Here is a 16,447-nt window from a genome sequence, read left to right on the forward strand (position 1 = left end):
TGGAATGTTAGAACGAGGCGTGCTCTTGGCGTTTGGTTTGCCGCTGATGATTGCCAGTTTACTGGTGACCGCAGATGTTTTTGTACGAAGTGTGCAAAAAATATCGGTTTCTCGTCCATTTAAGTATTTTATTATTGGTATTCTGACGTTTACGCATTTGTATTTTATTCTTTCTTTCTCAATGAATTCAGTTGGGTTTATCTGTTATCAATACACAACTGCTTTTATTGCGAGTCATTTTTTCTATGGTGATCGTGGCAAAATCTTGATTTTGATAACGCCGTGTATGGTCGTGTTCTATTTACTGTTTGTCGGTTTTTCTGACATTGGCAAAGCCTTTTATTTACCGCTATTAGGTGTCGGCGTCTTTGTCCTTGATTTTCTCTTATCAAAAATCAAGCCGCTGCGTCCGCAACAGCAATTTTATTTGATGTATTTTTTGACCTGTCTGCTCTCACCGCGTTTTTCGATGTTGGTCCATCATACGACGACCTATGACTGGGAAGCGATGTTGGCAGTACTTGTTGGTTCTTTTGTGCTGTTGGGCGGCTTTATGTGGCTGCATCGGTTGATTGAAGGCGAAGAGTACCAAGTACTGGCAGAGTTGGCGAATAGTAAGATCGATGCGTTGACCGGCTGCTTCAACTATGGGACCTATAACCACGATCTGCTTCAAGCCGTTTCACAGAAAAAGACTGTGACGATCGCCATGATCGATCTCGATCACTTCAAAAAGGTCAACGATCGTTATGGTCATATCGCTGGAAATGAGCTGTTGAGAACCTTTGCCACACGGACGACTACTTTTTTAGAGGCGCATTTTGCTGAGACCTTTTCCTTTTATCGTTATGGCGGCGAAGAGTTCTGTGTCGTGATCGAAGGGGATGTCAAAGAAAAGACCGTAGCTGCGATGACGACACTGTGTCAAACTATTTCCAGCAGTATGTTTCCTGTCGCCAATTTTGAAAAAGGGACGATGTCTTTGTCTTGCGGCGTTGAAGCGAGCACCGTTTGTCATGGCGATATCTTGGCAGCCGTCGAAAGAGCTGATCAAGCACTCTATCTCGCAAAACAAAGTGGTCGAAATCGGGTGTGCACCTTACCTGAGACGTAAAAAAATAATGAAAAAATGATTTGCACAAATTCACAAAGAATTAAATCTTTATGCACAAATTGTTAGTAATAATAAAGAAATAATGTTATTTATTTAAAAAATATACATTTTGCTTTTCTTATTTATCTTGAGAATCTTCGTATATCAACAAAAAGATTGAAACTATGTATAATTTCTGGTAAATTATTCTAAATCAAGAGTGATAAAAACTGTCAATAATAAATAGTGATTCTTACTTGATGCTTTGTCCGCTTTTCCAATGAAATGTTTCTGGAATTGTCCCGTCGAATCAGCAAGTAAGGGTTCTTTTTTTTAGAAAGGAAGCACAGGAAATGGCAAATACGCTGGTTGTCAATACACTCGCAAATTTAGGCGCAATTATCATCAATATTTATTTGTTATTCAAAATCAGTGACGGATTCGTTGGCCAAGGGACGTTCAAAGCGAAACAGATCGCAGCTGCGATTGCTTGTGAAACCGTGGTGGGGATGCTGATGATGAATTTCTCTTACGTCGTATACGAAACGCGATTTGACCTGCGCTTTTTGCTTTACGCTTTTTCCATGAAATATCTGGGGTGGAAGGTGACCGTACCGACGATGGTCAATCTAGCGTTAGGGCGTTTCTTGTTTGAAGTATCAAAATCGTCTTGGTTGAACTTATATCTTACGTTTTTTTTGATAGTGACACTGTCATTTCTGCATGCCTGGGCCAAACGGCGATTTACTGACAAACAAGAGTTATTCCTATCAATTACCTACTTGATCGCTATCTCCTTTCTTTTTGGTTTTTATTTGACGGGCGATATTCAAAAAACGACCCTAATTTATATAGTTTATGGCATTCTCGCCTATACGTTGGCGTTTTTCCTTTACTCGATAGTAAATGATATGCAGCGCATTTTGGCATTGGTCAAAATCGATGATCTTACGCAGTTGAACAACTTCCGTAAATTTCAAGAGGACCGCCAACGCCTAGACACGACCGAGGTGGACTTATCGATCGCTTTGATCGATATCGATCATTTCAAAAATTACAATGACCGTTACGGACACCGTGCTGGGGATGTGATTTTGCAAGAAATCGCTCGTATTTTTTCGACCTACTGTACGGCGAGCAACCCGGTCTATCGCATCGGCGGGGAAGAGTTTGCGATCTTGATCCAAGGAGACGCACAGGCTGCTGCTTATCTCCTCGAAAAAATCCAAAAGCGCATCCGTTACCAAGAGATCATCTTGGATGCAGGCGATTCGGTCAGCATCACGTTGTCGATTGGGATCGCACAACGGCAAAAGGGCGAGTTGCTACAGCAAACACAAGAACGAGCCGATCAAGCATTGTATCGAGCCAAGCGCAGCGGTCGCGACCAACTCTGTCTTTACTGATGGAGTTGGCTTCTTTTCTTTTTTATTTTCAAAAATACTACCTTAAATGAGGAGCGCATATGGAAAATAGTTTAATCATGATTCCTTCGCTAGAACCTGACCACAAACTGCTGGCTCTGGTGGAGAAAATTCGTTTGCATAACCAGCACCTGCCGATTTTGGTCGTGGATGATGGCAGTGGGGCTGCTTATCAGCCTGTCTTTTCGGCATTGGCACAGCAGTTTGGTTGTCAGGTTTTGACCCATCCAAAGAATCTTGGAAAAGGCGCAGCCATCAAAACCGCCCTCACTGAAGTGCTGACAAACCAGCCAGCTGTTGAATTTATGGTGACCATTGATTCGGACGGGCAGCATGAGTATACCGATATGATGGCTTGCTTAGCAAAGGCCCAAGCCCATCCCGACAGTATTATTTTAGGGACCCGATCCTTTGGCAAAGAAGTGCCCTTGCGGAGTAAGTTCGGTAACATATTGACCCGAAATATCCTACGTTTAGCGACTGGTCTTGCCATCGAGGATTCGCAGACGGGCTTAAGGGTTTTCCCTCGAAAATTCATGACAGATTTGTTGGCGATCTCAGGTGAGCGTTTTGAATATGAAACGCGGATGCTGATCGAAGCCCAGAAACGGGGGTGGCCGATTCTCTCGCAACCGATCGCCACCATCTATATTGAAGAAAATGCCTCTTCCCATTTTCGGGTCTTGGCAGATTCCGTCGCTATCTATAGCGTCTTTTTGAAGTATTTGTTTTCATCTGTGGTCTCCTTTTTTGTCGATGTGATCGCCTATGCGTTATTGATCCATTTCTTGTCTGTCATCGATCTGTCCTCCATCGTGATCGCTTCGTTGGGTGCCCGCTTGATTTCGGCGATCGTCAATTACTACATCAATCGCGAGCTTGTTTTTGGTCAACGGACAAAGAACAGTATGCTGCAGTATTTTTTATTAGTGATCGTACAGATTTTGCTGTCCTCTTTCCTCGTCTACCTGATCTATTTGATCCTGCCGATCGGGGATTCTGTGTTGTTAAAAATAGGTGTCGATTGCCTGCTCTTTTTCTTTAGTTACCATGTGCAAAAAAATGTCATCTTTAAGGAGTGATTGAGGTGGAACAAAAACGTTTGCCTTGGGCGAAAAAAGTCGTTTACTTTCTGGCGTTTGTCTTTTCGCTGATCTATTTATCATGGCGGGGGCTGTATACATTGCCATGGCACGAGTCTTGGTTTGCCCTGCTGTTTGGTTTGCTGCTTTGGGGCAGTGAGATCGTATCGAACTTTACGGGCTTGCTGTTGATTTGGAACAAAAACAAAGCAAAGCCTTTTGAAAAACCGGTCGTGCCAGAAGCCGACTATCCGGCGATCGATGTGTTGATTGCTACCCATAATGAAGAAGTGCCGCTTTTATTAAAAACGGTCAATGCGGCAGTTCATATGAAATACCCCGATCCCAAAAAAGTTCACATCTACTTGTCAGATGACACCAACCGTCCAGAGGTCAAAGCACTGGCAGATAAATTTGGCATCGGCTATATCGGATTGACAGGCAATCAGCATGCCAAGTCAGGCAATCTCAATCATGCATTGTCAAAAACCAATTCGCCGCTAGTAGCAACCTTTGATGCAGATATGATCCCTTACTCAGATTTTTTGCTGGAAACAGTGCCATATTTTGTGGCAAATCAGCAGGAACGCCGCAAAGATCAGACCATCAAACCATTGGGCTTTGTCCAAACACCGCAAAGCTTTTACAATGCGGATCTTTTTCAGTACAATCTTTTTTCAGAAGCGGCGATCCCTAACGAGCAGGACTTCTTTTCCAGAGAAGTCAATGTTTTGAACAACGCCCATGATACCGCTATTTATACAGGTTCCAATACGGTGATCGCACGAGAAGCGATCGAAGCCGCTGGCGGATTTCCGACGGACACGATCACAGAAGATTTTGAATTAGGCGCCTTGATCAATTGCCAAGGTTATCGCAGTTTATCAACATTGCAGCCAATGGCCAGCGGTCTGTCTCCTATTGATATCCCAAGTGCCTTAAAGCAGCGGATTCGCTGGGGAAGAGGAGTGGTCCAAAGTGTCCACAATCTCCATCTCTTCAAAAACAAGACGTTGTCTTTGGCGCAAAAAATGGTTTTCTTAAACAGCTATTTGTATTGGTGGTCGTTTTTACGTCGGTTGCTGTTTATTTTCGCGCCGATTTTGTACACCGTCTTTAATGTAAGGGTCGTAGAGACTAACTTTTGGGTCTTGCTGCTGTTTTGGCTGCCAAGCTATACGTTCTTGCATTTGGCGATGCAGGATTTGAGCAGTGATATTCGAACGCAGCGTTGGGGCGAGATCCAGGAAACGATTTTTGCACCTTACCTAGTGATTCCTGTCTTTTTGCAAGCCATTGGCATCAAAGAGACCCGCTTCAAGGTGACTAATAAAGCAGCAACTCAGTCTAAAAAAGACTTGTTGTTTGTGGTGCCGCATTTGTTGCTGTTGATTTTGACGATTATCGGCTTAGTGAAGTTTAATTACGGCAAATTCGGCTCAGAGATTTTCTATGGCAGCGTGTTGACCTTCTGGCTGCTGACCCATTTCTTTAATTTAACCTTTGCGGTCTTATTTTATCTCGGTCGCCCGATTTACCGAACGACGGAACGGTTCAGAGCCCATTATCCTGTTGAAGTTTCCGACCAAGACGCCAGCTATTCTTTGATGACTGAAAATATCTCAGAAAACGGCTTGTCCTTCGTTTCTGACGTTCCTCTTTATTTTCCGCCAGATGCGCAGCTGACTTTTAAAATCACCCGTAATGGCTACCAAGCAGAGATGACGGGAAACGTCGTCCGCGTTTTTTCAGGCAAGGATCGCTGGGTCTATGGGGTTGCTTTACACCAATTATCAGAAAAAGACTACTTGGCTTATTTGCAGATCATTTATGATGGCTTCAATCAAAGCCTGCCAGTTCTGCGTGACCCGTGGATGACTTTCTTTGACAGTCTTTTTGAAAATCTCGGTAAGCATCTGCTGCAAGCCAAAAAAAAGCCGCTGCCACCTCAACGAGTGCCGGTCCTGACCATTGATCAGAAATGGCACTTTGATGAAGGAACCTATGCGGTCACAACGTTTGGTTTTGACCAGCTCACGTTGGTAAAAACAGAAGAGGTCGAGATGCCGGCCCATCTAACCTTGCCGATCAGTAATCTTGTGCTTCACGCTGAAAAAGCAATGCTTCAACCAAAAGAAAATCAAGTGATTTATCAAGTAAGCAATCTTTCCGAGCTGCGTTTTACAGCAGCCTTTCAAGAATGGGTAGACAGCTTGCTGAGAAAGGAGGCAGACGATGATCGAGATCCTGCTGCGATTTAGTCTCTTTGGTTTATCATTAGCTGGCTATGCCTATTTTTTTGTACGAGTTTGTCATTTTACCAAATACATTAGCTGGATCGCTGCTTGCTGTTTGCCGATCCTCGTTCTTTCCTTTGTCGCATATGGTCCCAAAGGATGGTTGATCTGGGGGGCTTGGTTTTTATTTGGTCTTGGCTTACTATTATGCGTTTGGCGTTTTTGGCAGGAACGCTATCAGGTGCGTTTGGGCTTGCATGAGCCCATTATGCTGTGGTTTTATGGCTATTTTGCTTTGTTCGTTTTGACATTGCTTCACAGTCATTTGACCCACTATGACAACTTCTCCCATTGGGCGACGATCGTTAAATTCCTTTATACACAGGGACAATTGCCAACGGCAGCCGATGCCATCATCAGTTTTACTTCCTATCCTTTAGGCAGCTCGCTATTTGTTACTTATACAGCGATCATCGTTGGCTATCATGAGAATGTCTTGCTGATTGGTCAATTGATTTTGATTTTCTGTAGTCTGTATAGTTTTTTTGCGATTATTCGTGATCCGAAAAGAAAGCTGGCTTTTGTCTTGGTCTTCACCAGCATGGCCGTATTCAATTATTTTAATATTGCGATTCGAATGAATAATTTGTTAGTAGACTTTATCCTGCCAGTGTTGACTTTAGCTGGCATCGCTGGCTTATTCGCTTTAAAAGGCAACGTACTACCGTCGATCGGTTTCTTTCTTTTGATTGGCGCCTCTCTTGATTTGGTCAAAAATAGCGCCGTCTTTTTTCTGCTGATTTTAGGCGGCTATTTACTAGTCTGCTTGTGGCAGGCATCAGTTCGTTGGCGGCAACGGCTGGGCATGATGATTGTAGGATTAGCTGCCATTGGGCTATCTGTCCTGCCAGCGATTCTTTGGAACCTGCATGTCAAAGCGAATTTTCCTAAATCGAAGCATGAAGTCAGCGTGACCGCTTATAAACAGATTTTTGGCGAAAAGGATTCTCAGATACTGCAGCAGATTACGGATGTTTTTGTCAAAACCATCACGGATGTTGCGACGATCTCCACGCAAGGGATTCTCTTGATCCAGGTCATTCTTTTGGGCAGTTGGCTATTTGTCCGATTTATCATGAAAAAACGCAATCCATTTTTCAAAGAACTGCTGTTGATCGATGGTATCATTGGGGGGTATTATTTAGGAATCTATGCCATGTTCTTGTTCTCGATGCCCACTGATGAAGCATTGTCTTTGGCTGGGTTCGATCGCTATGCCTCAAGTATCGTGATTTTAGCACTTGGATTAATGACCTTTTTCATGGTCCGAGGCATTGATCATTTGTATCATGAACAAGCGATCGATCGGCGAAACTACCGTAGTTTTGCCAGCTTGACCACGAAAAAAATCTATCAATACAGTACCTTGATTCTGCTATTTTTTGCGACATTGCTGATCCTTTCAGAGAATAATGGCATGCGTTATACCAATCGTGAATATGCTGCTTCGATTCCAGCACAAGTTTCAGCCGTTACTGGCGATCACTTTGACCTAAACGAGAAAAAATATTTGGTGGTCAGTACTAACAAAGAAGCAGTAGATAGCTACTTAGTTGGCTATGTCGGAAAATATTACTTGTTTTCACCTAATGTCGATGGCCGAGAGAATTTCCTCTTATCCGATGCTGAATTTCGCACGCTATTAAAGCAATACGATGAAGTCGTCGTCTTAGAAGAGCACTATACCTTTAATGCCATGACGAAGAAGCTAACAGGCAAGACCTTTGCCCCAGGCGTATATTCGGTGGCGGAGGTGTTGGGGCGTTAAATGAAGATTATACACAAAAAAGCCGATCCTACTCTAGAGAGGATCGGCTTTTGTGGTGTCTGAAGGTTGATTTATACGGAATGCACATCAATAAAAGGAACGGCTGACATGCGTATAGGCCCTCAAAAGTTAAACTTTTGCGGTCGTACTTTCTACACATGACAGTAAGTGCTTTTTTAATAAGAACCAGCCCTACCGTCCATTCTCCGTCTGTCGATAATCACTAGGTGAAATGCCGACTTTTTTCTTGAATAAACGGCTGAAATAGGCGGTGTTTTCGATGCCGATCGCCAATGAGATCTCTTTGATGGAAAGCCGAGAATAGCGCAAAAGGTCTTTCGAATAAGAGATGCGTTTGCTGATCTGATACTCGATGGGGGGCAAGCCCATATATTTGGAAAACTCCTTGACGATTTGATACTTATTGATATGATACCTTTCCTCCAAAGATTCCAAGGTGATCCCTTGACGGAAATCTTCTTCTAGCTGGTCACGAATCTGCAAAATATAAGGCGGGATTTCACTATCCGAAAAGTCGAGATGATATTTTTGCAGGAGCAGTTCATTGAGCAGCTGATGGATCAAAACAGAGCTTTGGAAGGCAGTTTTCGCATTTGGTTCTGGCTGTAACATCAATAAATCTTGTAAGACCAAATGGATCGGATTTTGACGACTGCTGGCAGGATTGGTGTGAAAAACTGGACTGCCATTTTTGAGGAATTCCTCATAAAACGCTGCGACGTTGGCGCCATATAGATGGATCCAGTCCATTTCCCAGGGCTCTTGACTAACGGTGCGGTAGTACTGATAGTCTAGACAGTCGATAAAAAACACATCACCCGCTTTCAATTGATAGCTTTTTCCTTTGTAGCGCAATTCACCGCAACCGGACAATGTATATTTGATCAAATAAGAAGGCAGGTTCTCTCGTTCTGTAAAGTAAGGTTTGCTGGCTTTGAAATAGCCGATTTCTTGAATGTAATAGAAAAGTTCACGCTGCTTTTGAGTTGAAGTATTGATGTAACGCAGTGAATCAGTTGACCATGAGTGATTGGCTTTTTCCCAGTAGTCCATCGGATCCTCCTTTTTACCAAGATTGTGCAAGTCTTTATCAAAATTGTGTGATGAAACTCGTTGATTGTCAAGCTAAAATTGAGGCAACAAGAATGAAACAGTGAATTGTAATCGATTTATTTTTAAACAAGATAATGAAAGGTGGAGACCAGTGAACACATTTATCGCAATCGATATCGGTGCATCAAGCGGGCGTCTGATGCTGAGCCGTTGGGAAAATGAGCAGATCACTTTAGAAGAGATCCATCGCTTTAAAAACGGCTTTCGTCCTCATGAAGGCTTTGACCGTTGGGCGATCGATTATTTGATCCAAGAGATTTTAGTAGGACTGCAAAAAGTGAAACAAGCAGGTATCCATGACTGCTTCGTCGGAATCGACACCTGGGCAGTGGATTACTGTTTGATCGATCAAGCAGGCGAACGTTTAGGCGACCCAGTCGCTTATCGAGATAGTCGCACCAATGATGCGATCGCAGCTTTTGGTCAGCGCTATTCTTTGCAAAAACTGTATGAGAAAACAGGCATTCAGCTGCAGCCCTTCAACACGATTTTTCAGTTAGCCGCAGAAGAAGCGCAACTGCTGCAAAAAGCCGACAAGCTGCTGCTGATTCCAGACTACTTGGGCTACGTTTTTACTGGCAAGATGGTCACGGAAAAAACCAATGCCTCGACGATGCAGCTTCTAAATGCCAACACCCAAACATGGGATGCAGAATTGTTAGCTGAGATCGGCGTAACAGAAGGCCTATTCCCACCATTGGTTGATGCTGGAACGGTTTTAGGCGCACTGCAAACACAGAAGTTTCCAGCCTATGATTTGCCACAAGCGACCTTTGTCACTGTCGCTAGTCATGATACGGCATCAGCGATCATCGGTACACCTGGAGAGGGGGCAGATTGGGGCTACATCAGCAGCGGGACATGGTCATTGCTGGGGATCGAAACCAAAGTACCCAATGTTTCCCTCGCCGCTTTTGATGAAAATTATACGAACGAATGGGGTGCCCACAATACGATTCGCTTTTTAAAAAACATCATGGGCATGTGGCTGATCCAAGAAGTGGCTAGGCAGCAAGACTATCAGTATTCTTATGCAGAATTGGCGGAATTAGCGCAAGCAACGCCTGCTTTTCAACAGTTTGTCGATGTCAATGATCCTCGTTTTTTGAATCCAGAAAACATGATTACTGAACTGCAAGCGTATTGTCGAGAAACCCAGCAGAAAGTTCCAGAAACCGCAGGGGAACTGGCTCGCTGTGTGTATGATAACTTAGCGCTTTGCTATGCCAGTGAATTGCAAAAGCTGGAACAGCTGACAGGTACGACGAGCAAGCTGCAAAAACTGCATATCGTGGGGGGCGGTTCCAACAATCGCTTTTTAAATCAACTGACGGCAGATGCTGCGCAGCTGACGATCGAAGCTGGCCCAAGTGAAGCAACGGCGATCGGTAATCTTTTAATGCAGATGATGAGTGCTGGCATCTTCACGTCGCTGGCTGAAGCACGCCGCGCGGTCAAACACTCATTTCCTTGCAGTGTTCATGAACCACAGCCTTTTGATCACAAGATTTTAAGCAACTATCAATGTTTTATAGAAGGAGTAGGAAAAAAATGACAACGATTCAGCAGCGTTATGAAGAAGCTAAGACAGCATATGCCAAATTAGGTGTCGACACGGATGCGGTTTTGAAAAAATTAGCCGATGTGAAAATCTCGATGCATGTTTGGCAAGGGGACGATGTCCAAGGATTTTTGAGTGATGAAGCATTATCTGGTGGGATCTCTGTAACGGGGAATTATCCTGGTGCTGCCCATACCCCAGAGGAGTTGCGCCAAGATTTAGAAAAAGCCTACTCTTTGATTCCTGGAAATCACAAATTGAACCTTCACGCCATCTATTTAGACACCGAGGAAGCAGTGGATCTAAATGAATTGGAGCCGAAGCATTTTGAAAAATGGGTCGCTTGGGCGAAAGAACAAGGCTTAGGTTTAGACTTCAATCCAACCTTTTTCTCACATCCCATGTTCAAAGATGGCTTTACCCTTGCTTCACCAGATGAAGAAGTTCGTCAGTTCTGGATCGAACACGGCAAACGTTCTCGTCAAATCGCTACCTATATGGGGAAAGAAACTGGGCAAGTCTGTGTCAATAATTTCTGGGTGCCAGATGGCTACAAAGACAATCCGATTGATCGTTTTACACCACGGGAACGCTTGATGACAGCATTAGATGAGATTTTTGCTGAAGAATTGCCAGCGGAATACACGGTAGATGCCGTGGAAAGCAAGTTGTTTGGTCTTGGTGCCGAAGCCTACACCGTCGGCTCTCATGAATTTTATATGGGCTATGGCTTGACGCGCGATAAATTGATTTGTTTGGATGCTGGACACTTCCATCCAACCGAAGTGATCTCCAATAAATTGTCTTCATTGGCACTATTCAGCAAAGGCATTTTGCTGCATGTCAGCCGTCCTGTACGCTGGGATAGTGATCATGTCGTGATCATGGACGATGAATTGCAAGAGATTGGCCGCGAATTGGTTCGCAATGACTTATTGCCAAAAACCAACATTGGGTTAGATTTCTTTGATGCGACGATCAATCGGGTCGCTGCGTGGGTGATCGGGACGCGCAATACTCAAAAAGCGTTGCTAAAAGCGATGCTGGAACCGATCGAAGAACTAAAAGCAATCGAATTGTCAGGTGATTTCACCACTCGTTTAGCCATGACGGAAGAATTAAAAGACTATCCGTATGCAGATGTTTGGAATTACTTCTGTGAAAGCCAAGGGGTACCAGCAGGTCTGGATTGGCTATCAGAAGTGAAAGCCTATGAAGAAACCGTCTTAAAAGCCAGAAAGTAGGAGAACAATGAAAAAGATTGATATTTTACAAGCGAATTTTGTACAAGAAATGATGGAAACGACAGCAAATCTTTACCGTTTAGGGTGGGATGAGCGCAACGGCGGCAATATTTCTTACTTATTAACAGAAGAAGAGATCTTGCCTTTCATCGATCCGCAAAGCGTCTTGCGGGAAATTCCGATGATTTTTGATACCACGGCACTAGCTGGCAAGTACTTTATCGTGACAGGTTCAGGAAAATACTTTAAAAATGTAGCGGCACATCCAGCGGAAAACCTTGGTGTGATCCGAGTCAAAGAAGATGGGCAAACATTGGAATTGCTTTGGGGCTTGGAAAATGGTGCGGTGCCAACGAGTGAACTGCCAAGTCATTTTATGAGTCATATCGCTCGCTTGTCGGTCGATCCAGAAAACCGAATCATCATGCATAACCACGCATCGCATCTTTTAGCCATGAGTTTTACCCATGAGTTGGATGAACGCAGTTTCACGCGGACCTTGTGGCAAATGTGTACGGAGTGCTTGGTGGTCTTCCCAGAAGGTGTTTCCATCATTCCTTGGATGGTTCCAGGAACGAATGAAATCGGCGAAGCAACGGCTGCTAAAATGAAAGAAACCCGTTTGGTTCTTTGGCCACAACACGGCATCTATGGCGCTGGCAAAGATATGGACGAAGTCTTTGGCTTGATTGAAACGGCAGAGAAAGCTGCGGAAGTGTACACCTATGTCAAAGCGCAAGGCCCAATTTTACAAACCATTACAGATGAAAATCTGAAAAAATTGGCTGACGCTTTCAAAGTCACTCCCCGAACAGGCTATCTTGAGGTATAATCAATGGTAGAAGAATAGAAAAGGCTTTCAGTCTTTTCTATTTAAAATAAATTGTGAATAAACAAACAAATGGAGGTAGGAAGAATGGCAAATAGAATGATTTTGAATGAAACATCGTATTTTGGAAAAGGAGCGATCGAGAACGTACCTACAGAATTCAAGGCACGAGGGTTTAAAAAAGCGGCAGTGATCACCGACAAAGATTTGGTGAAATTTGAAGTTGCGACCAAAGTGACGAAATTATTGGATGAAGCAGGTGTCGATTATGCGTTATATGATGGGATCGTGCCGAACCCAACGATCCAAAATGTCAAAGACGGCTTAGCGTTTGTCAAAGAAGCTCAAGCCGATTGTATCATTGCGATTGGCGGTGGTTCACCGATCGATACGGCAAAAGCGATCGCGATCATTGCTACGAATCCTGAATTTTCCGATGTGATTAGTTTGGAAGGAGTGGCAGACACGAAACATCCATGCTTGCCGATTTTAGCGGTACCGACAACTTCTGGGACTGCAGCCGAAGTAACAATCAACTATGTGATTACAGATGAAGAAAATCATCGGAAATTTGTTTGTGTAGATCCTCACGATATTCCTCTGGTAGCCTTTGTGGACAGTGATATGATGATGGGGATGCCTAAGAGCTTGGCAGCCGCAACGGGAATGGATGCCATGACCCACGCCATCGAAGGCTTCATCACCAAAGGCGCTTGGGAAATGACTGATATGCTGCACATCAAAGCAATTGAAATCATCGGCCGCTCATTGCGAGATTCCGTGAATGGCGATCAAGCAGGACGAGAAGCGATGGCGTTAGGACAATACATTGCCGGTATGGGCTTTTCAAACGTCGGCTTGGGCTTAGTCCACGGCATGGCCCATCCATTGTCCGCTTGGTACAACATTCCTCACGGAGTAGCGTGCGCGTCCTTGTTGCCAACCATCATGAAATACAACAAAGACTTTACGGGTGAAAAATACCGTGAGATCGCGCTCGTTTTAGGCATTGAAGGGGCAGAAACGATGTCACTTGAAGACGTCCGAGATGCTGCTTGCCAAGCAATCGATCAGTTAAGCAAAGATGTGGGCATTCCAGCGACCATTTCTGAATTAGGCGTCAAAGAAGAAGATATCCCAGCCATCGCCAAAGATGCCTTGAACGATGTCTGCACACCAGGCAACCCGCGGGATACGACTTTAGAAGAGATTATTGAGCTTTATCGTTCGTTGATGTAAAAAGCTCAAATCATTCCTTTCAATGAGAGTGGTTATTTCGCTTGCTGCACAAGCCGTTTAAACCTAGATTGTTTTTTAACGGGGGTTGAAGGGTTTCGATAAACGGCGTTTTCCTTCTCGTTTTATTGGAACTAGCAGCTTTTCTTTTCTTATTCCAACAGTTGAATAAGGAACATTGATGATAACACAGATTTTGTTACAGCCATTTTGAAAAATGGCTGTTTTTTTGTCCTTAACGTTGTATTGTAATTCTTATTATCGATCGTCTTTGTCCCTTGAAGGGGACAAAGAATGATAGAACGCTTACATTTCCTGGTGCTATGATAAGTGTGTAGAAAGGAGAACGGTTACATGACTGTTATGGAACAACGAAAGAGAAAAATCATCCATATTCTTTCCAATACGAGAGAATTTGTCACAGCCGATGAACTATCCGCAGCGCTTCGACTTTCTACAAAGTCGATTTATCGCATCGTAAAAGCGATCAATGAGGATGCCACGATTGACTATGTGATTCTCTCAGAAAAAGGGAAAGGCTACCGCTTAAGTTTCCATCATCAAGAAAAGCCCCAGAGTCAGAAAGCGGAGATGCCGAATGCACTGACACCAGTGGAACGCCGTAACAAGGTGATGGAGGAGCTATTGCTTATTTCACCCAAAAGAAAGAATATTTTTTCCCTGTATCAGCCTTTTTATGTGAGTGAAACGGTCATCAACAGTGATGAGAAATTAATTTCTGAAGCTTTGCAGCGTTTTGAGCTGACGGTTTCCCGCAAAAATAAAATGATCGGGGTGAACGGTGCAGAAAAAAATATCCGTCGAGCATTGCAGGAGTATATCCAGCAAACCCGCAATATCCGCTTGGATGATCTGCATGTGACGAATGAGGCGTTCAACCGTTATGATGCGGAGTTTGTTTTGCGACAGCTGAATTTGATTGAAAATCACCTAGGCTTAGTAATTCCTCACCCATACAACATCAATCTTTTTTCTCACCTGTATATCTTATTGCGGCGGTTTCGCAAAGTAGGGAATTCGTTTAACGAGGATATTTTAGATGAGAAAGAGAAACAGCAAATGCAAGAAAACCCAGAGTTAGCCACCATCGCCAAAGAGATCATTGGCAATAGCGAACAGTACTTGCATACGAAATTACCAGAAAACGAAAGCTATTATATGTATCAGTACCTCGTCTCCTCACGGATGCAAAAGGCCACGGATGAATTAGAGGATCTGTCAGAACAAGTAAAACTGATTTCCAATGCATTTATAGAAAAAATGAGCACCCAGCTGCAGCGCTCATTTGAAGACGAGGAGTTATTCGGTAAATTGGCTCGCCATATCAAACCAATGATCAATCGATTGCGACATGGGATTGAAGTCAAAAACAATCTTTTGGAGCAAATCAAATTAGAATACACAGATTTGTTTTTTGCTACCGAAGAGACTGCAAGAGAAATCTGCCAAGTGTACGATTTGCCAGCGCTCACAGAAGATGAAATCGGCTTTGTCACCCTTTACTTTGCTCAAGCGATCGAAGAACATCCTCAACAACTCAAGGTTATGATCGTCTGTACTACGGGAATCGGGACCTCCGAATTATTAAAAGTAAAAGTGCATAAGAAATTTCGTGAGTTGGCAATCACCGCTGTCCTACCTTCTCGTGATGTGGAAGCGGCTTTAAAGCAACACCCGGATACGGAGATGATCATCTCAACCGTTCAATTAACGATCGAGAGTCCGATTCCGGTCGTGATCGTGAGCGCCATGCTGACGATGGAAGACCAAAAACGCCTTGAAGTGATGATTGGGAGGGTGAGAAATGACTAAATTCCCTTTGTCCCTTACTTTAGTTTCAACAAAAGCAGGAGAGACGAAAGTCGATGTTTTAAGGAAGATTGCAGCTGTTAGCCAAACAATCGGGCTGACGGAGAGCAAAACCCTGCTATTTGAAGCACTGCAAGCCCGAGAAGCGAGCGGCAATACGATGATTGCTGAAGATTTTGCGCTACCACACATTGAAAGTGATGTGGTGAAAAAAAGCGGAATCGTCCTAGTCAGAGGTGAAAAAGTCCTTTGGCAGGGAACGCTGCAAGCAAAAACGATTTTTGCGATCCTGATGAAGACTGACGAAACAACCGCGGTGAAACAAGCAGTCATCCGCTTAATGAAATGTTTCGCCTATGAAGAAAATCTGCAATTCATTGCAGAAAAATCAAAAGAAGAAATCGAAGCCTTCCTTCTCAACCAACGCGGCTGATAGGAATGAATGATCAATTCAGTAAGGCAAGAGGTACTCAGCTAGAGGAGGAAAACGAATGGATATTTCAACAGTGATTGATCCAAAAATAATCAAAACCAACATGGAGGCAGCTTCTAAAGAAGAAGCTCTGCAGCAATTGAGTCAGCTTTTATATACCAATGAGTACTTGACGGACCAGGCAGCATTTTTAAAAGATGTCTATGAGCGGGAAGCAGTTGGTCAAACAGGGATTGGTAATTACATTGCCATTCCTCATGGAAAAAGTGCTCATGTGAAGGAGATCGGCGTAGCAATCGGGGTTTTAAAAGAAGAGATCCCTTGGGAAACGTTGGATGGCAAGGGAGTGAAAGGAATTATCTTATTCGCCGTCGGTGATGACACGGAAGGGGCGCAAAAGCATTTGAAACTACTCTCTTTGTTCGCTCGGAAATTAGGAAATGACGAGGTGACGGCTGCCTTGTTGAAAGCAAAAGAGCCGCAGCAAGTGATTGAAGCATTTCAAGGATAACAGAA

At 43.8% G+C, this 16,447-nt stretch carries 13 protein-coding genes; 12 read left to right on the forward strand and 1 reads right to left on the reverse strand.

The window, feature by feature from the left end; all coding sequences use genetic code 11:
* Positions 1–4 precede the first annotated feature (4 nt).
* From IGI76_RS04200 to IGI76_RS04220, 5 genes are all read left to right on the forward strand, one after another.
* The gene (locus tag IGI76_RS04200) at positions 5–1,114 is read left to right on the forward strand and encodes a GGDEF domain-containing protein (RefSeq protein ID WP_015509170.1); all 1,110 of its coding nucleotides are present in this window, start codon (positions 5–7) and stop codon (positions 1,112–1,114) included.
* 332 nt (positions 1,115–1,446) lie between these two features.
* The gene (locus IGI76_RS04205; protein ID WP_270267235.1) at positions 1,447–2,499 is read left to right on the forward strand and encodes a GGDEF domain-containing protein; all 1,053 of its coding nucleotides are present in this window, start codon (positions 1,447–1,449) and stop codon (positions 2,497–2,499) included.
* A gap of 59 nt (positions 2,500–2,558) precedes the next feature.
* Positions 2,559–3,599, forward strand: coding sequence for a bifunctional glycosyltransferase family 2/GtrA family protein (locus IGI76_RS04210; protein ID WP_005225347.1), 1,041 nt, complete (start codon positions 2,559–2,561; stop codon positions 3,597–3,599).
* Positions 3,596–5,860 carry a glycosyltransferase family 2 protein gene (locus IGI76_RS04215; RefSeq protein ID WP_270267237.1) on the forward strand — a complete coding sequence of 755 codons (2,265 nt, stop codon included), beginning with the start codon at positions 3,596–3,598 and terminating at the stop codon, positions 5,858–5,860. Before IGI76_RS04210 ends, IGI76_RS04215 begins: the two co-directional genes overlap by 4 nt.
* Positions 5,835–7,664: a lantibiotic ABC transporter permease gene (locus IGI76_RS04220; protein ID WP_270267238.1), complete on the forward strand. Its 1,830-nt coding sequence runs from the start codon at positions 5,835–5,837 to the stop codon at positions 7,662–7,664. Before IGI76_RS04215 ends, IGI76_RS04220 begins: the two co-directional genes overlap by 26 nt.
* 192 nt (positions 7,665–7,856) lie before the next feature.
* Here the strand turns inward: IGI76_RS04220 and IGI76_RS04225 are convergent, their stop codons facing one another.
* Positions 7,857–8,738: an AraC family transcriptional regulator gene (locus tag IGI76_RS04225; protein ID WP_005225353.1), complete on the reverse strand. Its 882-nt coding sequence runs from the start codon at positions 8,736–8,738 to the stop codon at positions 7,857–7,859.
* A 199-nt stretch (positions 8,739–8,937) separates the two neighbouring features.
* On the opposite strand from IGI76_RS04225, the gene rhaB reads away from it, so the two are divergent.
* From rhaB to IGI76_RS04260, 7 genes are all read left to right on the forward strand, one after another.
* Complete coding sequence (rhaB, locus tag IGI76_RS04230; RefSeq protein ID WP_438781738.1) at positions 8,938–10,353, forward strand: rhamnulokinase; 1,416 nt, start codon at positions 8,938–8,940, stop codon at positions 10,351–10,353.
* Entirely contained in the window at positions 10,350–11,603 is a 1,254-nt protein-coding gene (gene rhaA / locus IGI76_RS04235) for an L-rhamnose isomerase (protein WP_270267240.1), read from the forward strand. The genes rhaB and rhaA overlap by 4 nt, the downstream gene beginning before the upstream one ends.
* A gap of 7 nt (positions 11,604–11,610) precedes the next feature.
* A complete protein-coding gene (rhaD, locus tag IGI76_RS04240) occupies positions 11,611–12,435 on the forward strand; it encodes a rhamnulose-1-phosphate aldolase (RefSeq protein WP_270267242.1) in 825 nt (274 codons plus the stop codon).
* 84 nt (positions 12,436–12,519) lie between these two features.
* The gene (fucO, locus tag IGI76_RS04245; protein WP_270267243.1) at positions 12,520–13,671 is read left to right on the forward strand and encodes a lactaldehyde reductase; all 1,152 of its coding nucleotides are present in this window, start codon (positions 12,520–12,522) and stop codon (positions 13,669–13,671) included.
* Positions 13,672–14,022: 351 nt separating this feature from the next.
* Complete coding sequence (locus IGI76_RS04250; RefSeq protein ID WP_270267244.1) at positions 14,023–15,501, forward strand: BglG family transcription antiterminator; 1,479 nt, start codon at positions 14,023–14,025, stop codon at positions 15,499–15,501.
* On the forward strand, positions 15,494–15,931 hold the full coding sequence (locus tag IGI76_RS04255; protein WP_074536501.1) for a PTS sugar transporter subunit IIA: 438 nt from the start codon (positions 15,494–15,496) through the stop codon (positions 15,929–15,931). Before IGI76_RS04250 ends, IGI76_RS04255 begins: the two co-directional genes overlap by 8 nt.
* Positions 15,932–15,989: 58 nt before the next feature.
* Positions 15,990–16,442: a PTS sugar transporter subunit IIA gene (locus IGI76_RS04260; protein WP_074536500.1), complete on the forward strand. Its 453-nt coding sequence runs from the start codon at positions 15,990–15,992 to the stop codon at positions 16,440–16,442.
* The last annotated feature ends 5 nt before the right edge of the window (positions 16,443–16,447 follow it).

The sequence above is a fragment of the Enterococcus sp. DIV2449a genome (genome assembly GCF_051711225.1).
GTDB classification, from domain to species: Bacteria; Bacillota; Bacilli; order Lactobacillales; family Enterococcaceae; genus Enterococcus_D; species Enterococcus_D casseliflavus.